Consider the following 21,912-nt stretch of genomic DNA (forward strand, 5'->3'; position numbering starts at 1 on the left):
ATTTCTCTTTTTGCCAGTTTCTATTGGAAAGCAATAATGCCGTATACACCGATGAGCGATCTTGGACAGCAGGGCCTGTTTGACATCACGCGCACACTTTTACAACAGCCCGACCTGGGTGCGCTAAGCGATACCCTGACGCGGCTGGTCAGGCAATCAGCGCTGGCGGACAGCGCCGCCATTGTGCTCTGGCATAGCGCAACCCACCGCGCGAGCTATTTCTCAACGCGTGATAACGGCAAAATCTTCGAATATGAGGATGAAACGTTTCTGGCCCACGGGCCGGTGCGGCGTATTCTCTCCCGCCCGGAAGCGCTGCACTGCAATTATGACCAGTTTCGCCAGGCCTGGCCGAAGCTGGCAGAGAGCAACCTTTACCGCCCGTTCGGCCACTACAGCATGCTGCCGCTGGCGGTGGAAGGGCAAATTTTTGGCGGCTGCGAGTTTATCCGCGATACCGACCAGCCCTGGAGCGAGGCGGAGTACGAACGCCTGCACACCTTTACCCAGATTGTGGCCGTTGTCGCGGAGCAGATCCAAAGCCGCGTCACCAATAACGTGGATTACGACCTGCTGAGCCGCGAGCGCGATAACTTCCGCATTCTGGTCGCCATCACCAACGCCGTGCTCTCCCGCCTCGATATGGATGAGCTGGTCAGCGAAGTGTCAAAAGAGATCCACCACTATTTTAAAATCGACGCCATCAGCATTGCGTTACGCGGCAACCGGAGAGGCAAGCTGAACATCTACTCTACCCACTACCTCGATGAAGCTAACCCGGCGCACGAGCAGAGTGAAGTGGACGAGGCCGGAACGCTGTCCGAGCGGGTATTCAAAAGCAAAGAGATCCTGCTGCTGAATCTCAGCGAACAGGATCCGGTAGCCCCCTACGAACGCATGCTGTTCAACACCTGGGGCAACAAGATCCAGACCCTGTGCCTGCTGCCGCTGATGTCCGGCAACACCATGCTCGGCGTGCTTAAACTGGCGCAGTGCGATGAAGCCGTATTTACCACCGCCAACCTGAAGCTGCTGCGCCAGATCGCCGAGCGTATCTCCATTGCGCTGGATAACGCCCTCGCCTATCAGGAGATCCATCGCCTGAAGGAGCGGCTGGTGGACGAAAACCTGGCGCTGACCGAACAGCTCAACAACGTGGACAGCGAGTTTGGCGAAATCATCGGACGCAGCGATGCCATGTACAGCGTCCTCAAGCAGGTGGAAATGGTGGCGCAGAGCGACAGCACGGTGCTGATCCTCGGTGAAACCGGCACCGGAAAAGAGCTGATTGCCCGCGCCATTCACAACCTGAGCAACCGCAACAGCCGCCGGATGGTGAAGATGAACTGCGCGGCGATGCCTGCGGGCTTGCTGGAAAGCGACCTGTTCGGCCACGAGCGCGGCGCCTTTACCGGCGCCAGCAGCCAGCGGCTGGGCCGTTTTGAACTGGCGGATAAAAGCTCGTTGTTCCTCGACGAAGTGGGCGATATGCCGCTGGAGCTACAGCCTAAACTGCTGCGCGTTTTGCAGGAGCAGGAATTTGAGCGCCTCGGCAGCAACAAGCTAATCCAGACTGACGTGCGTCTGATTGCCGCCACCAACCGCGATCTGAAAAAAATGGTCGCCGACCGCGAGTTTCGCAGCGATCTTTACTATCGCCTGAACGTCTTCCCGATCTGCCTGCCGCCGCTGCGCGAGCGCCCGGAAGATATTCCGCTGCTGGTGAAAGCTTTTACCGCGAAGATTGCCCGCCGGATGGGGCGGAATATCGACAGTATTCCTGCCGAAACGCTACGCACCCTCTCGGCGATGGAGTGGCCGGGGAACGTACGCGAGCTGGAAAACGTCATTGAGCGCGCGGTCCTGCTGACGCGCGGGAACGTGCTCCAGCTCTCCCTGCCAGAGGTTGCTCTCCCTGAAACACCCGTGGCCGCAACCGCGCTTGCGAAAGAGGGAGAAGATGAATATCAGCGCATTATGCGCGTGCTGAAGGAGACCAACGGCGTGGTCGCCGGGCCTAAGGGCGCAGCCCAGCGGCTGGGGCTGAAACGCACCACCCTGCTCTCACGCATGAAGCGTCTGGGAATCGATAAAGAGAGCCTGCTTTAACCCGTCATTCCGGCGCCTTTCATGGCGCCGCTTTTCATTACTCTGCGTAATTGTCCCACATTGACACAATATATTTTCCTCTGTATAAAATTCCGCCTTAATAATGCGTTTCATTTGCATCAAAATAATTTTAATGAAGGGTAGCGTTTAATGAAAAAGGTTCTCTGCGCGTTAGGCCTGGCGGTGGCATCAATGAGTACAGCTCTGGCTACCACGTATCCGCTCACGATAGAAAATTGCGGATATAAAGAGACGTTCACCAAAGCGCCGGAACGCGTCGTGGCCCTGGGTCAGAATACCGTCGAGATCCTGCTTCTGCTGGGTCTGGAAGATAAGGTGAAAGCCAGCGCCTTCTGGCCGACCAAAGTATTGCCGCAGCTGGCTGAGCAGAATGCAAAAATCAAAACCCTGACCGTCGAAATTCCGACGCTTGAATCCATCCTTGCGCAAAACCCTGATTTTGTTCCTGCACAGCTGCCGCTGCTGCTCGGACCGGAAAGTAAGGTCGCAAAACGCGAAGACCTGGCCACCGTTGGCGTAAACAGCTATTTATCCCCGGGCATGTGCGCCACCAAAAAAGCCGCAGGGGACATGTACGGCAGCCGCCAGGCGCTGTGGGACATGATCTACCTTTATAAAGAGATTGAAGATTTCGCGAAGATTTTCAACGTGGAAGCGCGCGGTCAGGCCGTTATCGCCGGTTTCAAAAAACGTGAAGCCGACCTGCGCCAGGAATTTGGCAAAAACAAAAAAGACCTCTCCTTTGTGTTCTGGTTCTCAAGCTCCTCGCCGTCGGCTGATGCCTATGTCGGCGGCAAAAACAGCGCCTCCGGCTTTATTGCTAACGTGCTGGGTGGTCATAACGCCATTACCTCAGAATCCGAATGGCCGACCGTGGGCTGGGAAAGCATTATTGCCGCAAATCCGGACGTGATTGTGGTCTCCAGCCTGGATCGTAACCGCTGGGCGCTGGATAACGCGGAAGAAAAAATCAAATTTATCAAAAGCGACCCTGCCGTCAGCCAGCTTGATGCTGTCAAAAAAGGCCATATCGTCGTGATGGACGGCCAGGCCATGAACCCGACCATCCGTACGCTTTACGGTGCTGAGCAGGTCGGTGAACAGCTCAGAAAACTGGGACTGAACTGATGACGGCAGCCGTACTTCAGGCCCGACAGGGCCTGTTTCTGACCACCTCTGCTCTGCTTGCCGTCGTCCTGCTGTTTCTTGTGATAGCCCTCGGCGTGAGCGTCGGTGAGCTGTCGATTCCGCTCTCCAACGTCTTTTACGCCATTGGTAATAAGCTGGGGCTGACCGACGTTCCGCTCAACCGTATCTATGAAAGCGTTATCTGGGACTTTCGTCTCAGCCGCGCGCTGGTGGCGGCCTGCTGCGGGGCCGGGTTAGCCATCTGCGGCGCCGTGCTGCAAAGCCTTTTGAAGAACGCGCTGGCGGAACCTTACGTGCTCGGCGTATCGGCGGGTGCCTCAACCGGGGCGGTGTCGGTCGTCGTCCTGGGCATCGGCACCGGCGCGGTGTCGCTCTCTGCGGGCGCGTTTGCCGGCGCTTTTGCGGCGTTTGCCTTCGTCGCCTTCCTGACCAACGGCGCACGCGGCGGCAATGAACGCACGATCCTGGCGGGCGTGGCGGCCTCTCAGCTGTTTAACGCCATTACCGCCTATACCATCAGCACCTCTGCCAGCGCACAACAGGCGCGTGACGTGATGTTCTGGCTGCTGGGCAGCTTTAGCGGCGTGCGCTGGCCAGAATTCCAGCTGGCGCTGGTTGTGGTGCTGGCGGGCCTTGCCGTCTGTCTTTACTATTCCCGGGCGCTGGACGCCTTTACCTTTGGTGATGACGCCGCCGCCTCGTTGGGCATTGCCGTACCCTGGGTGCGTCTTGCCTTGTTCACCACCACCGCGCTGATCACCGCGACCATCGTCAGTATGGCGGGGTCTATTGGTTTTGTCGGACTGGTGGTGCCGCACGTCATGCGTTTCCTGTTCGGGCCGCTACACCGTACGCTGCTGATAGCCAGCGCGCTGGCGGGGGCGATCCTGATGGTGCTGGCCGACATCGCCTCGCGGATGCTGATTGCCCCGCAAAGCCTGCCGGTTGGCGTCGTTACCGCACTGGTGGGCGTGCCGTTCTTCGCCGTGATTATCTACCGCTCAAGGAATAAGTGATGAGCATCTGCGCCGACAATATCACCTGGAAGGTAGGCAAAAAAGTCATCGTCAATAACGTGTCGCTCAAGGTGGCGCGGGGTGAAACGGTGGGTCTGCTCGGCCCTAACGGCTGCGGTAAATCTTCGCTGTTGCGCATTCTGGCGGGTCTGCGCCGCCCGGATGCCGGGTGCGTAACGCTGGACGGAAAGGACATTGCCCGTATTGCCAAAAAGCAGCTGGCGCGCCGCGTGGCGTTTGTGGAACAGCACGGGATGACCGACGCCAATATGCGGGTGCGCGACGTCGTGAAACTGGGGCGTATTCCGCACCATTCTCCCTTCTCGAACTGGAGCGCGCAGGATGACGAAACCGTCACCGCCGCCCTGCAACGCGTGGATATGCTGGATCGCAGCGAACAAGGCTGGCAGAGCTTATCCGGCGGCGAACGTCAGCGGGTACATATCGCCCGCGCGCTGGCGCAAACGCCCACCGAGATCCTGCTGGATGAACCGACCAACCATCTGGACATTCATCATCAAATGCAGCTGATGCAGCTTATCAGTGAGCTGCCAGTGACCAGCATCGTCGCCATCCACGATCTTAACCACGCGTCCATGTTCTGCGATTCGCTGATTGTGATGCAGCAAGGGCAGATTGTGGCGACCGGAACGCCGCAGGAAATCTTATCCGAGGCGTTACTCTGGGATGTGTTCAGAGTGAAAACCAGAATCGAGATCTCGCCGTACCACGGCAAAAAGCACATCCATTTCATCGTGTAAGGGTGAGTTAAAACGATGCCTCTTCGCCCTGCCGCCACCCTCTGGCCGCCCGTTCTGCTGGGCAGCCAGTTTGTGTTTAATATCGGCTTTTACGCAGTCGTCCCCTTCCTGGCGATCTTCTTACGTGACGATATGCTGCTCTCCGGCGGGCTGATTGGGCTGGTGCTGGGGCTGCGCACTTTTTCCCAGCAGGGGATGTTTATTGTCGGCGGCGCGCTTTCAGACCGGTTTGGCGCGAAGAGCGTGATCCTTAGCGGCTGTATTGTCCGTGTGGCGGGTTATCTGCTGCTGGCCTTTGGGCAATCTCTGTGGCCCATTATTCTGGGGGCCTGTCTGACGGGCGTCGGCGGTGCGCTGTTCTCACCATCGATAGAAGCCCTGCTGGCCAAAGCGGGAACGCAAAGCGAGGCGAAAGGTAAACGCAGCCGCGCGGAGTGGTTTGCGCTGTTCGCGGTGTGCGGTGAACTCGGCGCCGTACTCGGCCCGGTGATGGGCGCCCTGCTGACGGGGCTGGGTTTTCGTCAGGTTGCGCTCGCTGGTGCCGGGATATTTATCGTTGCGCTCATCGTGCTCTTTTTCTGCCTGCCTGCGGCGCATCACAGCACGAAGCCGCTGAAAATTCTGCCCTGGTGGACGACGTTTCGTCAGCCGCGTTTCGTCGCCTTTATCATTGCCTACAGTTCATGGCTGTTAAGCTATAACCAGCTTTATCTGGCGCTGCCGGTGGAGATCCAGCGTGCCGGGGGTAACGAAAAAGACCTGGGGCCGCTGTTTATGCTGGCCTCGGTGCTGATTATTGTTCTGCAATTGCCTCTCGCCCGTTTCGCCCGAAAGGTTGGCGCGGTGAGGATCTTACCAGTGGGCTTTTTGCTGCTCTCCGCCGCGTTTGCCAGCGTGGCGCTCTTTGCCGCGACAGCGCCGCCGGAGGGCTGGCTGCGCCTGCTGCCCTCTGCAAGCCTTGTTACGCTTTTAACGCTCGGACAGATGCTGCTGGTGCCGTCAGCAAAAGATTTGATCCCACTTTTTGCCGAGGAGTCAACGCTTGGGGCACACTATGGCGCGCTCTCAACCGCTGGCGGCGTCGCGGTACTGGCGGGGAATTTAGCGTTAGGGAGCCTGCTGGACAAGGCGCTGGTGCCCTCAACGCAAGCCATTTACCCCTGGCTGTTGCTGGCGGTATTTCCGCTGTGCAGCGCCGTCGCCCTGAGCGTGATTTGTCGCCCACTGCGGCGTTGAGTCGATTATTTTTTGGGCCGATACTTTTCCGGTAATTCCGGAACCGGACGGCGATCGTCGATCAGATGACGGATGGTCAGAATCGGATGACGCCATAACATACGTGGCCCTGCCCAGCGCATCACCTGCTTCATCTCTTCCCGTCTGGCGGGCTGATAGCAGTGCACCGGGCACTGTTTGCAGGCGGGTTTTTCCTCACCAAACACGCATTTATCCAGCCGCTTATCGGCATACGCATTAAGCGCCGGATAGTGCCCCTCTTCTTTTATGGCTTGCGGACACCTGTTTTCGTACAGGGCGATCATTCTGGCGATCGTCTTTTTTTCTCGTGAAATACGTTTACCGGACATAACGTCGTCCCCAACAATAAAGTGCATTTATAATACCTTTTTATCTGCACATTTTCAGTCATTGCATTCCGTTTTCTGAAGCGTCCTTCCAGAATTACCCCTCCTCCCCCTGCGTTTTACTGGTATTTTATACAGGCATAAATAACCACCTTTGACCGCATTCACCGGAGCGCTTATGCAAGAGATCGCAATCGCCAAACCCTATCGTCACTTGAAAGTGGGTTACTTCAGAAAACGTCATGAAGACCGTAAAACGAAGATCCCAAAACGGTACAGCGTACACGCTGCGCTGAGCCTGAAAGGTGACTGGCTTGAAAAAGCGGGATTTACCACCAACTCGCAGGTTCGGGTGGGCGTCGAGCACGGGAAAATCATCATTGAATTAATGGCGGAAGATGCCTCGTAAAGTCGTGACTTTTTTCTGCGCCGCACCTTTTTTTCATGCGACAATAGTAGGAACAATCGGCCATTGAGCCGCTCAAAGCGTAATATTTTCAAAGAAATGGATATCATAACTCCATGAGCACAATCGACAATTTCGACGCACATACGCCGATGATGCAGCAGTATCTGAAGCTGAAGGCACAGCATCCGGAAATTCTGCTGTTTTACCGTATGGGCGATTTTTACGAGCTTTTTTATGACGATGCGAAACGTGCATCTCAGCTGCTCGACATTTCCCTGACGAAACGTGGCGCGTCGGCAGGTGAGCCAATCCCGATGGCGGGCATCCCGCATCACGCGGTTGAAAACTATCTGGCGAAGCTGGTGAACCAGGGCGAGTCTGTCGCCATCTGCGAACAAATTGGCGACCCGGCAACGTCAAAAGGCCCCGTTGAGCGCAAGGTCGTGCGTATCGTCACTCCGGGCACCATCAGCGATGAAGCCCTGCTTCAGGAGCGTCAGGATAACCTGCTGGCGGCAATCTGGCAGGACGGTAAAGGGTTTGGCTACGCCACGCTGGATATCAGCTCCGGTCGTTTTCGCCTGAGCGAACCGGCTGACCGTGAAACCATGGCGGCTGAACTACAGCGCACCAATCCGGCAGAACTGCTTTATGCAGAGGATTTCGCCGAGATGGCGTTGATCGAAGGTCGCCGCGGCCTGCGTCGTCGCCCACTGTGGGAGTTCGAAATTGATACCGCGCGCCAGCAGCTCAACCTGCAATTTGGCACGCGCGATTTGATTGGCTTTGGTGTGGAAAATGCCCCGCGTGGGCTGTGTGCCGCAGGCTGTCTCTTGCAGTACGTTAAGGATACGCAGCGAACCGCCCTGCCCCATATCCGTTCCATTACCATGGAGCGTCAGCAGGACAGCATCATCATGGATGCCGCCACGCGCCGCAACCTGGAGATCACTCAGAACCTCGCGGGCGGCATTGAAAACACGCTGGCGTCGGTTCTCGACAGTACGGTTACCCCTATGGGCAGCCGTATGCTCAAACGCTGGCTGCATATGCCGATCCGCAACACCGACACGCTGATCGGCCGCCAGCAAACCATTGCCGCATTGCAGGATCGTTACACCGAATTGCAGCCGGTGCTGCGTCAGGTGGGCGATCTTGAGCGTATTCTTGCGCGCCTGGCATTGCGCACCGCGCGTCCACGCGATCTCGCCCGTATGCGTCACGCTTTCCAGCAGTTGCCGGAACTGCGCGCACAGCTGGGAGAGATCGACAGCGCGCCGGTGCAAAAGCTGCGCGAAACCATGGGCGAGTTTACCGAGCTTCGCGAACTGCTGGAACGCGCCATCATTGATGCGCCGCCTGTTCTGGTGCGCGATGGCGGGGTTATTGCTCCGGGTTACAACGAAGAGCTGGACGAATGGCGTGCGCTGGCCGATGGCGCGACGGATTATCTTGATAAGCTGGAAATCCGCGAGCGTGAACGTCTGGGGCTAGACACCCTGAAAGTCGGCTACAACGCGGTACACGGTTACTATATTCAGATCAGCCGTGGGCAGAGCCATCTGGCCCCGATTCACTACGTTCGCCGCCAGACGCTGAAAAATGCCGAGCGCTACATTATTCCCGAACTGAAAGAGTACGAGGACAAAGTGCTCACGTCGAAGGGTAAAGCGCTGGCGCTGGAGAAGCAGCTGTATGACGAGCTGTTCGACATCCTGATGCCGCACCTGGCTGACCTGCAACTGAGCGCCGCTGCGCTGGCCGAACTGGATGTCCTGGTTAACCTGGCCGAGCGTGCCGATACGCTGAACTACACCTGTCCAGCCTTTACTGACAAACCCGGCATTCGCATTACCGAAGGCCGCCACCCGGTGGTTGAGCAGGTGCTGAACGAGCCGTTTATTGCCAACCCGCTGAACCTGTCACCGCAGCGAAGAATGCTGATCATTACCGGCCCCAATATGGGCGGTAAAAGTACCTATATGCGCCAGACAGCCCTTATCGCGCTGCTCGCTTATATCGGTAGCTACGTTCCGGCGCAGAAGGTTGAGATTGGTCCTGTCGATCGTATCTTTACCCGTGTGGGTGCGGCGGACGATCTGGCAAGCGGTCGCTCTACCTTTATGGTCGAGATGACCGAAACCGCCAACATTCTGCATAACGCGACAGAAAACAGCCTGGTGTTGATGGACGAAGTAGGACGCGGCACCTCCACCTATGACGGCCTGTCTCTGGCCTGGGCGTGTGCGGAAAGCCTGGCGAATAAAATCAAGGCGCTGACGCTGTTCGCGACGCACTATTTCGAACTGACACAGCTGCCAGAAAAAATGGAAGGTGTGGCTAACGTCCACCTTGATGCGCTTGAGCACGGCGACACCATCGCCTTTATGCACACGGTGCAGGACGGCGCGGCAAGCAAGAGTTATGGTCTGGCCGTCGCCGCGCTGGCGGGCGTGCCGAAAGAGGTGATCAAACGCGCGCGTCAGAAATTGCGTGAGCTGGAAAGCTTGTCACCGAATGCGGCTGCTACGCAGATAGATGGTACGCAGATGTCACTGCTGGCGGCCCCGGAGGAGACCTCTCCAGCCGTGGAAGCGCTGGAAAATCTCGACCCGGATTCACTAACGCCGCGTCAGGCGCTGGAGTGGATTTACCGGTTGAAGAGTCTGGTTTAGTTCTCTGCGGTCTTTTTTGCCGGGTGGCGGCTTCGCCTTACCCGGCCTACAAAACCCGTAGGCCCGGTAAGCGTAGCGCCACCGGGCTTTTTTTACAGCAGCGGCGGGATTGTTGGCACCTGCGGCGCCTCATCAATATCCTTCTGCGTCATGCGGAAGGCTTCCGGGTAATGCTCGCGGCTGGTACGGCGTAGCGGTTCGGTATCGCGCCAGTTATACAGACAGTGCTGGCACTGATATACCGTCCAGACACCTTTCACCGGTGATGTTGCCATTACTTCAATATGTTCATCGGCACAACGTGGACAAATCATTTTTTCCTCCTTATTGACGTGCCGCCAGCATCGCGGTCAGTTTTTCGGCCCAGGCTTTGGTTTCAGGGAGATCCTGTACCGGCTGGCTGTAGTGACCACGGTTGTCCGGGGCAACAGGGGTGGTGGCATCAATGATCAGCTTGTCGGTGATCCCCGCCGGGCTGGAGCCAGGGTCAAGTTCCAGCACAGACATATTCGGTAGCTGCACCAGATCGCCCGCCGGATTAACCTTCGATGAAAGCGCCCACATGACCTGCGGCAGGTTAAACGGATCGACATCTTCATCCACCATAATCACCATCTTCACGTAACCCAGACCGTGCGGCGTAGTCATGGCACGTAGCCCGACCGCACGGGCAAAACCGCCGTAACGCTTTTTAGTGGAGATAATTGCCAGCAGACCGTGGGTGTACATGGCGTTTACCGCCTGCACTTCCGGGAATTCCGCCTTCAGTTGCTGATAGAGCGGCACGCAGGTGGCGGGTCCCATCAGATAATCAATCTCGGTCCACGGCATCCCCAGGTAGAGAGATTCGAAAATGGGTTTGGTGCGGTAAGAGACTTTATCAATGCGCACAACGGTCATGTTGCGCCCGCCGGAGTAGTGTCCGGTAAACTCACCGAATGGCCCTTCAATTTCACGTTTCCGGCCTTCAATCACCCCTTCCAGGATCACTTCCGACCCCCATGGCACATCAAAACCGGTCAGCGGAGCCGTCGCAATCGGATACGGGCTTTCGCGTAGCGCGCCAGCCATCTCATACTCGGATTGATCGTATTTCAGCGGCGTGGCGCCCATCAGGGTGATGATCGGATCGTTACCCAGCGTAATGGCAATGGGCAGGTCTTCGCCACGCTCTTCTGCCTTATGCAGATGCAGCGCAATATCATGCATCGGCACCGGTTGCAGGCCGAGCTTACGCTTGCCCTTCACTTCCATACGGTAAATGCCGACGTTCTGCTTGCCAAAGTGATCCGGATCGAGCGGATCGCGGGAAACAACGCACGCTTTATCGAGATAAAAGCCCCCGTCACCGTCGTTCAGGCGAAACAGCGGCAGAATGTCGAACAGGTTGATATCTTCCCCGTCCACCGCGTTCTGCGCCCAGGCAGGATTGGCACGACGCTCTGGCGTGACGGGGAATTTGTCCCAGCGACGAATAAACTCGTCGATCTGTTTTTTCACCGGAGTATTCGCTGGCAGCCCCATCGAAATGGCGTGGTTTTGCCACGAGCCGATGGTGTTCATCACCACTCGGGCATCGGTGAAGCCGCGAATATTATCGAACCACAGCGCAGGCGCGCCATCGCCAATGCGCCCGGTAGCGTTGGCGGCGGCCGCTAAATCCGGCTCCGCGTTTACCTCTTCCTCAATTTTCAGCAGCTGCCCTTGCTCATCGAGCGCCTGCAAGAAGCTTCTCAAATCATCAAATGCCATCTTTACTCTCCTGTGAAAAATGTTTCGCTGCCTGCAAACCTTCCCAGCGTCGGGCTTTTTTATGTTCCAGACCAAACTGGTCGAGAACGCGGGTCACGATATGCTGGGTAATGTCATCGGCGGTTTGCGGGTGGTTGTAGTACGCAGGCATAGGCGGCACCATCGCCACGCCCATGCGGGAAAGGGCAAGCATGTTCTCAAGATGAATGGTGCTGAGCGGCGTCTCGCGGGGAACCAGCACCAGCTTGCGTCCCTCTTTCAGCACCACGTCTGCCGCACGCCCTACCAGCCCTTCGGCGTAGCCCGCGCGGATCCCCGCCAGCGTTTTCATGCTGCACGGGATGACGATCATGCCGTCGGTGCGAAACGAGCCGGAGGAGATAGTGGCAGCCTGATCGGCCGGACTGTGGACGACATCCGCCAGTGCGGCAACGTCATGCGCAGTGAAGGGCGTTTCCAGCTCAATCGTGGTTTTTGCCCACTTCGACATCACCAGATGCGTTTCCACCTCCGGCATTTCCCGCAGCGCCTGCAACAACGCCACGCCTAATGGCGCACCCGTCGCGCCCGTCATTCCCACAATCAATCTCATTCAGCACCTCAATTAGTTTGTTCGTATACGAACATATTAAATAAACTACGCCTGTATCCTGTTGCTGGCAAGATCGTTCGTATGCGATCACACTATTCGCTAAAAAACTCTCGCGTTAAAATTCAGCCCGAGAGCGGCTATCATAGAGGGAGTATTTATCCGTCGGAGTGTCCATGGAGTTAAGACAAGAAGCTTTCCACCTGCTACGTCAGCTTTTTCAACAGCATACCGCCCAGTGGCAGCACGCACTGCCCGAACTGACCAAGCCACAATATGCGGTGATGCGGTCAATTGCTGAAATTCCTGGCATTGAGCAGGTTGCACTGACTGAAGTCGCGGTGAGCACCAAAGCGACGCTGGCAGAAATGCTGAGCCGTATGGAAGCACGCGGCCTGGTCAGGCGCGAGCACGATCCGGCAGACAAGCGCCGTCGTTTTGTCTTTCTGACGTCCGAAGGTGAGGCCCTGCTTGAGCGCAGTAAACCGATTGGAAATGAGGTGGATGAGGCGTTTTTAGGGCGCCTTAACGGCGCGGAACGAGAGCAATTTTCAGCGCTCATTAAAAAGATGATGCAGGGTTAAGTCACCCTGACGCGCATAAAATCAATAAATGTTCGCACTTTCGCGGGCACATGCCGGGCATCGGGATAAACGGCATAGATGCCCTGCTGAGCAAACGTGTACGCCGGTAACAGCGAGACCAGTTCCCCCGCATCCAGTGCGTTACGTACCAGCCACTCCGGCAGCAGCGCCACCCCACATCCCGCGAGGGCAAAAGCCATCAGCGCCTGGGCGCTGTCTGCATACAGGCGCGGCGCTTTCTTGATCTCAAAGGAAACCGGATGCCGATCAACACCTCTCACCTGCCAGCGCAGCGGCGACGTTAAACGCTCGTGAATGATCCAGTCCGCTTCCGCCAGCTGCTCCAGCGAGTCAACCGGATGGTTTGCCAGCCAGCCTGGCGTTGCCACGGGCAGGATGGTGAAGGAGGTCATCAACGCGGCGTGGTAGCGCGAATCGGCAAGCGTGCCGAGCCGGATAGCGACATCGAAGCGCTCGGCGATAAGATCGGCATGCAAAGAGGACGAGACATGCCGCACGCGGAGGTCCGGGTGCAGCTGGCTAAATTCAGCCAGCAAAGGCACCACCACCTGCGAGCCATATTCGGGTGTGGTGGTGATCCGCAGTTCCCCCGTCAGCCCGGCGTGGTTGGCGCGAACATCATCCTGCAATCGCTCTGCATCCCGTAACAGCATCACGCTTCGTTGATGAAAGAGCTTCCCCGCCTCGGTCAGCGTCAGGCGTCGGGTGGTTCGCAGCAACAGGGTGACGCCCAGCTCCTCTTCAAGCTGACGAATATGAAAGCTGACCACCGCTTTTGTCAGCCCCATAGCCTCCGCCGCGGCGGTGAAACTGCCGGTGTCCGCTACGGCGATAAACATCTCCGTACGCTGTAAATTAAGCATCGCTTGCCTGGTTAACTGTCAAAATAATGTTGACAGTATATCGTGGTTTGTCGCGTTTATCCGTAACGCGCGGGCCGATACGATACGCCACCTCACCGGAGGAACTTCTATGACGTATCGCAGCAAAATCGCCGTCGTCTTTCTGCTCGGCTTTTTCCTTGATTTGATAAACATGTTTATTGCCAGCGTCGCCTTTCCGGCGATGGCTCGCGCTTTCAATACCACACCTTCCGCGCTTGCCTGGGTAAGTAACGGATACATTGCCGGACTGACGTTAGTCATCCCTTTCAGCAGTATCCTGACGCGCCGCATCGGGCCGAAGCGCGTTATCCTGCTGTCACTGCTTCTCTTTAGCGCGGCCTCCGTTGCGGCGGGTCTCTCATCTTCGCTGGAAAGTCTGATTGCCTGGCGAGTCGTGCAGGGTGCTGGAGGGGGTTTATTGATCCCGGTTGGTCAGGCGCTGACCTGGCAACAGTTTAAGCCTCATGAGCGGGCCAGACTCTCCTCGGCGGTGATGCTGGTCGCACTGCTTGCCCCCGCCTGCTCACCGGCGGTGGGCGGCATGCTGGTTCAGGCATTCAGCTGGCGCTGGATATTTTTTGCCACCCTGCCCGTCGCCATTGTCACTTTTGCTTTGGCCTATGCGTGGCTTAAAACAGAACCGTCACCGATAAACACCACCAGGACAGTAAACCTGTCTTTGCTGACGGATCCGCTGTTGCGCTTATCCATGCTTATCTATGTGTGCGTACCCGGTATCTTTATCGGCGTGAACGTAACGGGCATGTATTACCTCCAGAGCGAGGCCAATATGACGCCCGCCGCAACGGGCATGCTTATGCTGCCATGGTCTGTGGCTTCGTTTTTGGCTATCACCGCGACAGGACGCTTTTTCAACCGTATCGGCCCCCGGCCGCTGGTGGTCATCGGTTGCCTTTTGCAGGCGACGGGCATTTTGCTTTTAATTAACGTCGGCCCGGCAATGCTGTTACCTGCCGTTGCGTTTGCGCTGATGGGCGCGGGGGGAAGCCTTTGCAGCAGTACGGCTCAGAGCAGCGCGTTTTTGACGATGCGACCGGAAGATATGCCTGATGCCAGCGCGCTATGGAATCTGAATCGTCAGTTGAGCTTTTTTGCGGGCGCTCTGCTGCTGGCGCAGGCGCTGAGCTTCATGCAGGATTATCTCGCGCCGCTGGCCGCCTGGCACTGGATGTTTGTTTTTGCCGCCGTCATCACCCTACTGCCCGTACTATACGTCTACCGTCTTAACAACACGCAGTTACTTGCGCAACTGCAACAGGAGCAAGCATGACCCATTTCGAACAAGAGATCCTCGACATTCACGTCGCCCTTGAAAACTGGTTAGGTGCAGGCGAAGGCGATCAGGACGCCCTGCTCGCCCGTTTCCGTCCGGATTTTCTGATGATTCCACCGAGTGGCAACCCTTTAGATCATCACGCGCTTGCCCACTTTTTATATGCGCAGCGGGGAACCCGACCCGGGCTAAGGATCGGTATTGATGCGTTAACAACGCTTCAGACATGGGACAACGGCGCGGTGCTCCATTACCGGGAGACGCAAACCCGGCCAGGCCAGCCCGTCAACGTGCGCTGGTCAACCGCGCTGCTTAATCAGGAAGGGGATAACATCACCTGGCGTTTGCTGCACGAAACGGCGCAGCCGTAAGGCATAAAAAAGGCCCGTCTCACGACGGGCCTTTTCTGACGAATGGTTGCTTACTCGCGGAACAGCGCTTCGATATTCAGACCTTGCCCTTGCAGGATTTCACGCAGGCGGCGCAGTCCTTCAACCTGAATCTGACGAACACGTTCACGGGTCAGGCCAATCTCACGGCCGACATCTTCCAGTGTCGCAGCTTCATACCCCAGTAAACCGAAACGACGTGCCAGCACTTCACGCTGTTTGGCGTTCAGTTCGAACAGCCATTTGACGATGCTCTGTTTCATGTCATCGTCCTGCGTGGTGTCTTCCGGGCCGTTGTCTTTTTCATCGGCCAAGATGTCCAGCAGCGCTTTTTCGGAGTCGCCACCCAGCGGGGTGTCAACCGAGGTAATGCGCTCGTTGAGACGCAGCATACGGCTTACGTCATCAACCGGTTTGTCGAGTTGCTCTGCAATCTCTTCCGCACTTGGCTCGTGGTCCAGCTTATGGGACAACTCGCGCGCAGTACGCAGATAAACATTCAACTCTTTGACGATGTGAATCGGCAGTCGAATCGTACGGGTCTGGTTCATAATAGCCCGTTCGATGGTCTGACGAATCCACCAGGTCGCGTAGGTTGAGAAACGGAACCCGCGTTCCGGGTCAAACTTCTCAACTGCGCGGATGAGACCTAAGTTACCCTCTTCAATCAGATCCAGCAGAGCCAGACCACGATTGCCGTAACGGCGGGCAATTTTCACGACCAGTCGCAGGTTACTTTCGATCATGCGACGACGCGAGGCAACATCACCACGCAAAGCACGACGTGCGAAATAGACTTCTTCTTCGGCCGTTAGCAGTGGGGAGTAACCAATCTCCCCAAGGTAAAGCTGAGTCGCGTCCAGCACACGCTGTGTGGCACCCTGCGATAACAGCTCTTCTTCAGCCAAATCGTTATCACTGGGTTCCTCTTCTACTAAGGCTTTTTCGTCAAAAGCCTCTGCTCCGTTCTCATCAAATTCCGCGTCTTCATTTAAATCATGAACTTTCAGCGTATTCTGACTCATAAGGTGGCTCCTACCCGTGATCCCTGGACGAGACACCCTGGCTGGCATGCCCCGTCAATTTATCGCTGCGGTAAATATTGCAGCGGGTTTACGGATTTCCCCTTGTAACGAATTTCAAAATGCAAGCGTGTAGAACTGGTTCCGGTGCTACCCATGGTAGCGATTTTTTGCCCCGCCTTAACTTCTTGTTGTTCCCGGACCAGCATAGTGTCGTTATGGGCGTAGGCACTCAGGTAATCATCATTATGTTTGATGATAATAAGATTACCGTAACCGCGCAGTGCGTTACCGGCATAGACAACGCGTCCGTCTGCGGTCGCGATGATTGCCTGTCCTTTACTGCCTGCGATATCGATCCCTTTGTTACCCCCCTCAGAGGTGGCGAAGTTCTCGATAATCTTGCCGTCAGTTGGCCAGCGCCAGGTGGTGATTGACGAGCTGGCATTCTGACTGCTTGCAGTCGGTACAGTAGAGCTAACCACAGGTGCCGTAGTCGGTGCTGTGACAACAGTCGCAGTACCTTTATTATTCGGCAACATTTTGTTAGCACTCTGATCACCTGAATCCTCAGAATACGTAATTACAGGTTGTGAAGCAACCACCGTGGTGGTTTTTTGTGCAGGGGTAACGCTGTTATTTTGCGCAGTTACGTCGGCAGCCGAAACGGTGTTGCCTGGCGTAAGCGGTGTCCCCGTCGCGTTGCCAACCTGAAGCGTTTGTCCAACTTCCAGAGCATACGGGGCCTGGACGTTGTTTCGCTGTGCCAGATCGCGGAAATCGTTCCCGGTGATCCAGGCAATGTAGAACAGCGTATCGCCGCGCTTCACGGTATAGGTGCTGCCGCCGGTATAGCTACCTTTCGGAATGTTCCCATACTTACGGTTATACACTATGCGGCCATTTTCGGTCTGAACAGGCTGATCCACTGGCTGAATCTGCGTAGGCTGCGTAACTGGACGCTGGACCGGCTGGATCTGCGGAGTTTGCTGCGCCGTTGAGGTGCCCATTTTAGGCGGAGGGGTGATCAACATTCCGCTGGACGTGTTACCCGAGCCGCTGGTTCCATTGACGGAACTGACAGGCGCTGGCGCGTTATTCGAATTTGTACAGCCAGCCAGCCAGAGCGAAACCAGTGATAATGCCGCAACACGGCTGATGGTGAATTTTGGGCTTCCCGCGCTCATTTATCCCCCAGGAATGTGTTAACTACCAGTGACTTAAAAATAACCGTGATGGCACGAACCTATCGCGCCACACCATACGCTGAATTTGCCTTAATAACCCTGGAAAAATCCGAGTCTCAGGCCAGCTCGCCCTTAACCAGGGGCACAAAGCGTACGGCTTCCACGGTATCGATAATAAACTCGCCGCCGCGCCGACGAACGCGCTTTAAAAGCTGCTGCTCATCCCCGACGGGCAAAACAAGAATGCCCCCCTCATCCAGCTGCGAGAGAAGTGCAGCGGGGATTTCAGGAGGCGCTGCCGTGACAATGATGGCGTCAAACGGGGCGCGAGCCTGCCAACCCTGCCATCCATCGCCGTGGCGTGTCGATACATTATGTAAATCAAGCTGTTTCAGGCGACGGCGCGCCTGCCACTGCAAGCCTTTAATCCGTTCCACGGAACAGACATGGTGCACAAGGTGGGCCAGGATCGCGGTTTGATACCCTGAACCGGTGCCAATTTCCAGTACGCGGGAGTCTGGCGTTAACTCCAGAAGCTCCGTCATACGCGCCACCATGTAGGGCTGCGAAATCGTCTGGCCTTGCCCGATGGGCAGCGCCACGTTTTCCCACGCTTTGTGTTCAAACGCCTCGTCTACAAATTTGTCACGCGGGACCTGAGCAAGCGCCTCAAGCACGTGCTCGTCGCGGATCCCCTGTGCGCGAAGTTGTTCCAGAAGAGTTTGTACACGTTTGCTTACCATTGCGCGTTCACTCCGACCCGATCTAACCAGTCCGACACCACATCATGCGCGCTATAAGCGGTTAAATCTACGTGCAACGGCGTAACGGAAACGTATCCTTCATCCACCGCCGCGAAGTCGGTATCTGGCCCGGCATCGCATTTGTCTCCCGGCGGACCGATCCAGTACAGGGTATTGCCGCGCGGATCCTGCTGGGGAATAACCTGATCGGCTGGATGGCGACTGCCGCAGCGCGTCACGCGGATCCCTTTAATCTCGTCCAGCGGGAGATCCGGCACGTTGATGTTGAGGATACGTCCGGTACGCAGCGGCTCTCGGCCAAGCGCACGGAGAAGGGAGCAGGTCACCGCGGCGGCAGTGTCATAGTGCGTGTGGCCGTTTAACGAGACCGCCAGCGCCGGAAACCCCAGGTGACGCCCTTCCATTGCCGCGGCCACGGTCCCGGAATAAATCACATCATCGCCAAGATTGGGTCCGGCATTGATGCCAGAGACCACAACATCTGGCCGCGGGCGCATCAGCGCATTCACGCCCAGAAACACGCAGTCGGTCGGCGTCCCCATCTGTACGGCAATATCGCCATTTTCGAAGGTAAAGGTGCGAAGTGAAGACTCCAGCGTCAATGAGTTAGACGCGCCACTGCGGTTACGATCGGGAGCCACGACCTGCACATCCGCAAACTCACGGAGGTGTTTCGCCAGCGTCTGAATACCTGGCGCATGGATCCCGTCATCGTTACTCAGCAATATTCGCATAATCACCCGACGTGTTGATAAGTTCCCTGACAACACTGGTGGCAAAGCTACCTGCCGGCAGCCAGAAGCGTAACTCGACGGTTACGTCATCCCACCAGTTCCAGCTCAACTGTTGCGGGTAGAGGAGCATCGCCCGGCGTGCCGCCTCGACCTTTTCCCGCACCAGCAAGGATTGTAATTCTGGCGCATCCGCCACCGCCGACTGCTCAGCGGCCAGCGCCTCGCCCTGGGTTCCCCAGTCGCCTGAGCCCGGCAAGGCGGCGGTAATCATCAGCGCTTTAGCGTCCACGCGCGACTGGGCATCGGCCATCTCTTCGGCCGTTGCCACAAACCAGCTTCCGCGTCCCGCTAATTGTAGCGCATCGCCGACAACAACTTGATTCGCGTCCGGTTTTTTCAGCCGTTCGCTCACCATCTGATTAAACAACGCACTGCGGGCCGCCGACAACCAAAAACTGCGTTTATTCCTGTCGCGCACCGGTGCATCGCTTTGCGCCCAGCGCAGCGCGCCCAGCAGGTTGCTGCCACCAATGCCAAAGCGCTGTGCGCCAAAGTAGTTCGGTACGCCGCGTTCACAGACAGCGTTCAGGCGTTTTTCAACGTCTTCACGGTTGGTTACTTCACGCAGCACCAGCGTGAAATGGTTGCCTTTTAAGGCGCCCAGTCGCAATTTGCGCTTGTGGCGGGCGTACTCCAGTACCTTACAGCCCTCAAGCTCAAATTTGCTTAAATCAGGCATCGCATTGCCGGGCACGCGGGCGCAAAGCCACTGTTCGGTCACGGCATGTTTATCTTTCTGCCCGGCAAAGCTCACTTCGCGGGCGTGAATTTTGAGGGATTTTGCCAGCGCGTCCGCCACGAAGCGGGTGTTGCAGCCGTTTTTCAGAATGCGCACCAGGATGTGCTCGCCTTCGCCGTCCGGCTCAAACCCGAGATCTTCTACCACCACAAAATCTTCAGGGTTGGCCTTCAGCAGGCCATTGCCCTGCGGTTTTCCGTGCAGGTATGTCAGGTTGTCAAAGTCCGTCATTTGGCCGCCTTCACCAGCAGCGCCACGGCCTCACAAGCAATGCCTTCGCCACGGCCCGTAAAGCCCAGCTTCTCCGTGGTGGTGGCTTTGACGTTGACGTCGTCCATGTGGCAGCCCAGATCTTCAGCGATAAACACGCGCATCTGTGGAATGTGCGGCAGCATCTTTGGCGCCTGAGCAATGATCGTCACATCAACGTTGCCGAGGGTGTAGCCTTTGGCCTGAATACGACGCCAGGCTTCGCGCAGCAGTTCGCGGCTGTCCGCGCCCTTAAAAGCAGGATCGGTGTCCGGGAACAGTTTGCCGATGTCGCCCAGCGCGGCGGCACCCAGCAGCGCGTCGGTCAGCGCATGCAGCGCCACGTCGCCATCAGAATGCGCCAGCAGACCTTTTTCGTAAGGAATACGCACGCCGCCAATGATAATTGGGCCTTCTCCGCCAAAGGCGTGTACATCAAAACCGTGTCCAATACGCATTATGCCTTCTCCTGAGGGGTCGTACGGGTAAGATAAAATTCCGCGAGCTGTAAGTCTTCCGGGCGCGTCACTTTTATATTATCAGCGCGCCCTTCAACAAGCGTTGGGTGGAAACCGCAATACTCCAGCGCCGAGGCTTCGTCCGTAATGGTGGCACCTTCTTTAAGCGCTCGCGTTAAGCAGTCGTGGAGCAGTTCGCGGGGGAAAAATTGTGGCGTCAGCGCGTGCCATAAATCCACGCGCTCAACGGTGTGCGCAATCGCCGGTTTACCCGGTTCGGCACGCTTCATGGTGTCACGCACCGGCGCGGCCAGAATACCGCCCACTTTACTGGTTTCACTCAGGGCCAGCAGACGCGACAGATCGTCGTGATGCAGGCAGGGGCGCGCGGCATCGTGCACCAGCACCCACTGCGCGTGCCCGGCAGCCTGAATGCCCGCCAGGACAGAGTCGGCCCGCTCGGCGCCGCCGTCAACAACGGTAATCTGAGGATGATTTGCCAGCGGAAGCTGCGCAAAACGCGCATCGCCGGGGCTGATGGCAATGACAACGCGTTTCACCCGGGCATGTGCCAGCAGCGCTGCCACGGCGTGCTCGAGGATCGTTTTATCACCAATTGAGAGGTACTGCTTGGGACATTCTGTCTGCATGCGCCGGCCAAAACCTGCGGCCGGCACCACGGCACAGACGTCCGAAAAAGTTGCTGCCATGTCGTAATCCTGGGCCTGATTATCGATTGTTTTGTGCGGAGCCCTGATTGCGTTTAGACGCATCCGGTACCAGACGATAAAACGTTTCGCCCGGCTTAGTCATACTGAGTTCATTGCGTGCGCGCTCCTCAATCGCCTCCTGGCCGCCATTGAGGTCATCAATTTCAGCAAAAAGTTGATCGTTACGCGCTTTAAGTTTGGCGTTTGTCGCCTGCTGTGCCGCGACGTCATCGCTCACCCGGCTGTAGTCGTGTAGTCCGTTTTTGCCGAACCACAGCGAATATTGCAGCCAGACCAGCAAAGCCAGCAACAGCAGCGTTAGTTTACCCATCCTGCCCCCTGAAAAAACGGCATCATCATCCCATAACTTTCCGCTGGACTCTACTGCGGGGTTTTAATTATGCCGCAAGTTAGCCCATCAGCCATAAAAACAGCAGGCCAAAGATGACCACCACGGTGGCAATAGTGATGAGCGTACTATACAGGAGCTTGCCGTTGAAAAGAGAGTGCAGCGCCACGCCCACAACTACCGCAACGGGCATCAGCGCCAGGAAGAAAGGCCAGGTGTAGAGAAAGAAAAAGAGGGTGTTCCCCCCGTAGATCAAAAACGGGATACCCAGCGCCAGTAACCACGACACGAAGCCGACAATCGCCCCAGGGAAGGACCAGGTCGTCTCGTCGTCGGTCGTTAACGGTTCCGACCCGGTGGTAATCATGTAGTTTTCACTGTTGCGCATAGCTAATCCTGTGACC

The 21,912-nt window shown here is 56.9% G+C and carries 25 protein-coding genes; 11 read left to right on the plus strand and 14 right to left on the minus strand.

The window, feature by feature from the left end:
• Positions 1-36 precede the first annotated feature (36 nt).
• The 5 genes from flhA (at position 37) to ACOTX7_RS06085 (ending at position 6,292) form a co-directional block, all read left to right on the plus strand.
• Positions 37-2,109 carry a formate hydrogenlyase transcriptional activator FlhA gene (gene flhA / locus ACOTX7_RS06065; protein ID WP_221256387.1) on the plus strand — a complete coding sequence of 691 codons (2,073 nt, stop codon included), beginning with the start codon at positions 37-39 and terminating at the stop codon, positions 2,107-2,109.
• A 150-nt stretch (positions 2,110-2,259) separates the two neighbouring features.
• Entirely contained in the window at positions 2,260-3,258 is a 999-nt protein-coding gene (locus tag ACOTX7_RS06070; RefSeq protein ID WP_221813570.1) for an ABC transporter substrate-binding protein, read from the plus strand.
• The gene (locus ACOTX7_RS06075) at positions 3,258-4,295 is read left to right on the plus strand and encodes a FecCD family ABC transporter permease (RefSeq protein ID WP_039274321.1); all 1,038 of its coding nucleotides are present in this window, start codon (positions 3,258-3,260) and stop codon (positions 4,293-4,295) included. Before ACOTX7_RS06070 ends, ACOTX7_RS06075 begins: the two co-directional genes overlap by 1 nt.
• On the plus strand, positions 4,295-5,056 hold the full coding sequence (locus ACOTX7_RS06080) for an ABC transporter ATP-binding protein (RefSeq protein WP_221813569.1): 762 nt from the start codon (positions 4,295-4,297) through the stop codon (positions 5,054-5,056). Before ACOTX7_RS06075 ends, ACOTX7_RS06080 begins: the two co-directional genes overlap by 1 nt.
• Before the next feature lie 15 nt (positions 5,057-5,071).
• The gene (locus ACOTX7_RS06085; RefSeq protein ID WP_221813568.1) at positions 5,072-6,292 is read left to right on the plus strand and encodes an MDR family MFS transporter; all 1,221 of its coding nucleotides are present in this window, start codon (positions 5,072-5,074) and stop codon (positions 6,290-6,292) included.
• Positions 6,293-6,297: 5 nt separating this feature from the next.
• Here ACOTX7_RS06085 and ACOTX7_RS06090 read toward each other — a convergent pair whose 3' ends face one another.
• Positions 6,298-6,642 (minus strand): nitrous oxide-stimulated promoter family protein, encoded by a 345-nt coding sequence (locus ACOTX7_RS06090; RefSeq protein WP_047353880.1) that lies wholly within the window; start codon positions 6,640-6,642, stop codon positions 6,298-6,300.
• 175 nt (positions 6,643-6,817) lie between these two features.
• On the opposite strand from ACOTX7_RS06090, the gene ACOTX7_RS06095 reads away from it, so the two are divergent.
• Positions 6,818-7,048 carry a SymE family type I addiction module toxin gene (locus ACOTX7_RS06095; protein WP_006811753.1) on the plus strand — a complete coding sequence of 77 codons (231 nt, stop codon included), beginning with the start codon at positions 6,818-6,820 and terminating at the stop codon, positions 7,046-7,048.
• A 113-nt stretch (positions 7,049-7,161) separates the two neighbouring features.
• Positions 7,162-9,723 (plus strand): DNA mismatch repair protein MutS, encoded by a 2,562-nt coding sequence (mutS, locus tag ACOTX7_RS06100; RefSeq protein ID WP_006811754.1) that lies wholly within the window; start codon positions 7,162-7,164, stop codon positions 9,721-9,723.
• Positions 9,724-9,815: 92 nt separating this feature from the next.
• Here mutS and ACOTX7_RS06105 read toward each other — a convergent pair whose 3' ends face one another.
• Genes ACOTX7_RS06105 through ACOTX7_RS06115 form a run of 3 tightly spaced genes read right to left on the minus strand, consistent with a single transcriptional unit; the run spans position 9,816 to position 12,067 of the window.
• The gene (locus ACOTX7_RS06105; RefSeq protein WP_221256388.1) at positions 9,816-10,037 is read right to left on the minus strand and encodes a non-oxidative hydroxyarylic acid decarboxylases subunit D; all 222 of its coding nucleotides are present in this window, start codon (positions 10,035-10,037) and stop codon (positions 9,816-9,818) included.
• A 10-nt stretch (positions 10,038-10,047) separates the two neighbouring features.
• Positions 10,048-11,475: a non-oxidative hydroxyarylic acid decarboxylases subunit C gene (locus ACOTX7_RS06110; protein ID WP_213828311.1), complete on the minus strand. Its 1,428-nt coding sequence runs from the start codon at positions 11,473-11,475 to the stop codon at positions 10,048-10,050.
• Positions 11,465-12,067 (minus strand): non-oxidative hydroxyarylic acid decarboxylases subunit B, encoded by a 603-nt coding sequence (locus tag ACOTX7_RS06115; RefSeq protein WP_205921544.1) that lies wholly within the window; start codon positions 12,065-12,067, stop codon positions 11,465-11,467. Before ACOTX7_RS06115 ends, ACOTX7_RS06110 begins: the two co-directional genes overlap by 11 nt.
• Before the next feature lie 173 nt (positions 12,068-12,240).
• On the opposite strand from ACOTX7_RS06115, the gene ACOTX7_RS06120 reads away from it, so the two are divergent.
• On the plus strand, positions 12,241-12,648 hold the full coding sequence (locus ACOTX7_RS06120) for a MarR family winged helix-turn-helix transcriptional regulator (protein ID WP_221256389.1): 408 nt from the start codon (positions 12,241-12,243) through the stop codon (positions 12,646-12,648).
• Here the strand turns inward: ACOTX7_RS06120 and ACOTX7_RS06125 are convergent.
• Positions 12,645-13,532 carry a LysR family transcriptional regulator gene (locus ACOTX7_RS06125; protein ID WP_214592122.1) on the minus strand — a complete coding sequence of 296 codons (888 nt, stop codon included), beginning with the start codon at positions 13,530-13,532 and terminating at the stop codon, positions 12,645-12,647. The two genes, ACOTX7_RS06120 and ACOTX7_RS06125, sit on opposite strands and share 4 nt — an antisense overlap.
• 109 nt (positions 13,533-13,641) lie before the next feature.
• On the opposite strand from ACOTX7_RS06125, the gene ACOTX7_RS06130 reads away from it, so the two are divergent.
• A complete protein-coding gene (locus ACOTX7_RS06130) occupies positions 13,642-14,844 on the plus strand; it encodes an MFS transporter (RefSeq protein ID WP_221256390.1) in 1,203 nt (400 codons plus the stop codon).
• A complete protein-coding gene (locus ACOTX7_RS06135; RefSeq protein ID WP_221256391.1) occupies positions 14,841-15,218 on the plus strand; it encodes a DUF4440 domain-containing protein in 378 nt (125 codons plus the stop codon). Before ACOTX7_RS06130 ends, ACOTX7_RS06135 begins: the two co-directional genes overlap by 4 nt.
• Before the next feature lie 50 nt (positions 15,219-15,268).
• On the opposite strand, the gene rpoS is transcribed toward ACOTX7_RS06135, so the two are convergent.
• Both rpoS and nlpD read right to left on the minus strand, forming a co-directional pair.
• Positions 15,269-16,261 carry an RNA polymerase sigma factor RpoS gene (rpoS, locus tag ACOTX7_RS06140; RefSeq protein ID WP_013098493.1) on the minus strand — a complete coding sequence of 331 codons (993 nt, stop codon included), beginning with the start codon at positions 16,259-16,261 and terminating at the stop codon, positions 15,269-15,271.
• Positions 16,262-16,320: 59 nt separating this feature from the next.
• On the minus strand, positions 16,321-17,394 hold the full coding sequence (nlpD, locus tag ACOTX7_RS06145; protein ID WP_260630870.1) for a murein hydrolase activator NlpD: 1,074 nt from the start codon (positions 17,392-17,394) through the stop codon (positions 16,321-16,323).
• Here nlpD and ACOTX7_RS06150 point away from each other — a divergent pair.
• Positions 17,327-17,467, plus strand: a complete 141-nt coding sequence (locus tag ACOTX7_RS06150; protein ID WP_226865043.1) for a peptidase — start codon at positions 17,327-17,329, stop codon at positions 17,465-17,467. The two genes, nlpD and ACOTX7_RS06150, sit on opposite strands and share 68 nt — an antisense overlap.
• Before the next feature lie 94 nt (positions 17,468-17,561).
• Here ACOTX7_RS06150 and ACOTX7_RS06155 read toward each other — a convergent pair whose 3' ends face one another.
• The 7 genes from ACOTX7_RS06155 to ACOTX7_RS06185 form a co-directional block, all read right to left on the minus strand.
• Positions 17,562-18,188, minus strand: coding sequence for a protein-L-isoaspartate(D-aspartate) O-methyltransferase (locus ACOTX7_RS06155; RefSeq protein ID WP_221256392.1), 627 nt, complete (start codon positions 18,186-18,188; stop codon positions 17,562-17,564).
• Positions 18,182-18,943 carry a 5'/3'-nucleotidase SurE gene (gene surE / locus ACOTX7_RS06160; RefSeq protein WP_006811764.1) on the minus strand — a complete coding sequence of 254 codons (762 nt, stop codon included), beginning with the start codon at positions 18,941-18,943 and terminating at the stop codon, positions 18,182-18,184. Before surE ends, ACOTX7_RS06155 begins: the two co-directional genes overlap by 7 nt.
• On the minus strand, positions 18,924-19,973 hold the full coding sequence (gene truD, locus ACOTX7_RS06165) for a tRNA pseudouridine(13) synthase TruD (protein WP_221256393.1): 1,050 nt from the start codon (positions 19,971-19,973) through the stop codon (positions 18,924-18,926). The genes surE and truD overlap by 20 nt, the downstream gene beginning before the upstream one ends.
• Entirely contained in the window at positions 19,970-20,449 is a 480-nt protein-coding gene (gene ispF / locus ACOTX7_RS06170) for a 2-C-methyl-D-erythritol 2,4-cyclodiphosphate synthase (protein WP_006811766.1), read from the minus strand. Before ispF ends, truD begins: the two co-directional genes overlap by 4 nt.
• Positions 20,449-21,159: a 2-C-methyl-D-erythritol 4-phosphate cytidylyltransferase gene (ispD, locus tag ACOTX7_RS06175; RefSeq protein WP_205924593.1), complete on the minus strand. Its 711-nt coding sequence runs from the start codon at positions 21,157-21,159 to the stop codon at positions 20,449-20,451. The genes ispF and ispD overlap by 1 nt, the downstream gene beginning before the upstream one ends.
• A 19-nt stretch (positions 21,160-21,178) precedes the next feature.
• Positions 21,179-21,490, minus strand: coding sequence for a cell division protein FtsB (ftsB, locus tag ACOTX7_RS06180; protein WP_003862095.1), 312 nt, complete (start codon positions 21,488-21,490; stop codon positions 21,179-21,181).
• Positions 21,491-21,569: 79 nt separating this feature from the next.
• On the minus strand, positions 21,570-21,896 hold the full coding sequence (locus ACOTX7_RS06185) for a DUF3561 family protein (RefSeq protein WP_006811767.1): 327 nt from the start codon (positions 21,894-21,896) through the stop codon (positions 21,570-21,572).
• Positions 21,897-21,912: the final 16 nt, after the last annotated feature.

Origin of the sequence: Enterobacter cloacae complex sp. IR5418 (assembly GCF_049238105.1) — a bacterium.
In the GTDB taxonomy this organism is placed as follows: domain Bacteria; phylum Pseudomonadota; class Gammaproteobacteria; order Enterobacterales; family Enterobacteriaceae; genus Enterobacter; species Enterobacter hormaechei.

Bases quoted from the DNA above. Each gene is read 5' to 3' on its own strand.
- ACOTX7_RS06095 (WP_006811753.1), top strand. From the start codon at position 6,818: ATGCAAGAGATCGCAATCGCCAAACCCTATCGTCACTTGAAAGTGGGT.
- rpoS (WP_013098493.1), bottom strand. From the start codon at position 16,261: ATGAGTCAGAATACGCTGAAAGTTCATGATTTAAATGAAGACGCGGAA.
- ACOTX7_RS06070 (WP_221813570.1), top strand. From the start codon at position 2,260: ATGAAAAAGGTTCTCTGCGCGTTAGGCCTGGCGGTGGCATCAATGAGT.
- ACOTX7_RS06085 (WP_221813568.1), top strand. From the start codon at position 5,072: ATGCCTCTTCGCCCTGCCGCCACCCTCTGGCCGCCCGTTCTGCTGGGC.
- ACOTX7_RS06090 (WP_047353880.1), bottom strand. From the start codon at position 6,642: ATGTCCGGTAAACGTATTTCACGAGAAAAAAAGACGATCGCCAGAATG.
- ispF (WP_006811766.1), bottom strand. From the start codon at position 20,449: ATGCGTATTGGACACGGTTTTGATGTACACGCCTTTGGCGGAGAAGGC.
- surE (WP_006811764.1), bottom strand. From the start codon at position 18,943: ATGCGAATATTGCTGAGTAACGATGACGGGATCCATGCGCCAGGTATT.
- truD (WP_221256393.1), bottom strand. From the start codon at position 19,973: ATGACGGACTTTGACAACCTGACATACCTGCACGGAAAACCGCAGGGC.
- ACOTX7_RS06130 (WP_221256390.1), top strand. From the start codon at position 13,642: ATGACGTATCGCAGCAAAATCGCCGTCGTCTTTCTGCTCGGCTTTTTC.
- ACOTX7_RS06125 (WP_214592122.1), bottom strand. From the start codon at position 13,532: ATGCTTAATTTACAGCGTACGGAGATGTTTATCGCCGTAGCGGACACC.
- ACOTX7_RS06080 (WP_221813569.1), top strand. From the start codon at position 4,295: ATGAGCATCTGCGCCGACAATATCACCTGGAAGGTAGGCAAAAAAGTC.
- ACOTX7_RS06115 (WP_205921544.1), bottom strand. From the start codon at position 12,067: ATGAGATTGATTGTGGGAATGACGGGCGCGACGGGTGCGCCATTAGGC.
- ACOTX7_RS06135 (WP_221256391.1), top strand. From the start codon at position 14,841: ATGACCCATTTCGAACAAGAGATCCTCGACATTCACGTCGCCCTTGAA.
- ispD (WP_205924593.1), bottom strand. From the start codon at position 21,159: ATGGCAGCAACTTTTTCGGACGTCTGTGCCGTGGTGCCGGCCGCAGGT.
- ACOTX7_RS06155 (WP_221256392.1), bottom strand. From the start codon at position 18,188: ATGGTAAGCAAACGTGTACAAACTCTTCTGGAACAACTTCGCGCACAG.
- flhA (WP_221256387.1), top strand. From the start codon at position 37: ATGCCGTATACACCGATGAGCGATCTTGGACAGCAGGGCCTGTTTGAC.
- ACOTX7_RS06110 (WP_213828311.1), bottom strand. From the start codon at position 11,475: ATGGCATTTGATGATTTGAGAAGCTTCTTGCAGGCGCTCGATGAGCAA.
- ACOTX7_RS06185 (WP_006811767.1), bottom strand. From the start codon at position 21,896: ATGCGCAACAGTGAAAACTACATGATTACCACCGGGTCGGAACCGTTA.
- ACOTX7_RS06120 (WP_221256389.1), top strand. From the start codon at position 12,241: ATGGAGTTAAGACAAGAAGCTTTCCACCTGCTACGTCAGCTTTTTCAA.
- ACOTX7_RS06075 (WP_039274321.1), top strand. From the start codon at position 3,258: ATGACGGCAGCCGTACTTCAGGCCCGACAGGGCCTGTTTCTGACCACC.
- mutS (WP_006811754.1), top strand. From the start codon at position 7,162: ATGAGCACAATCGACAATTTCGACGCACATACGCCGATGATGCAGCAG.
- ftsB (WP_003862095.1), bottom strand. From the start codon at position 21,490: ATGGGTAAACTAACGCTGCTGTTGCTGGCTTTGCTGGTCTGGCTGCAA.
- ACOTX7_RS06105 (WP_221256388.1), bottom strand. From the start codon at position 10,037: ATGATTTGTCCACGTTGTGCCGATGAACATATTGAAGTAATGGCAACA.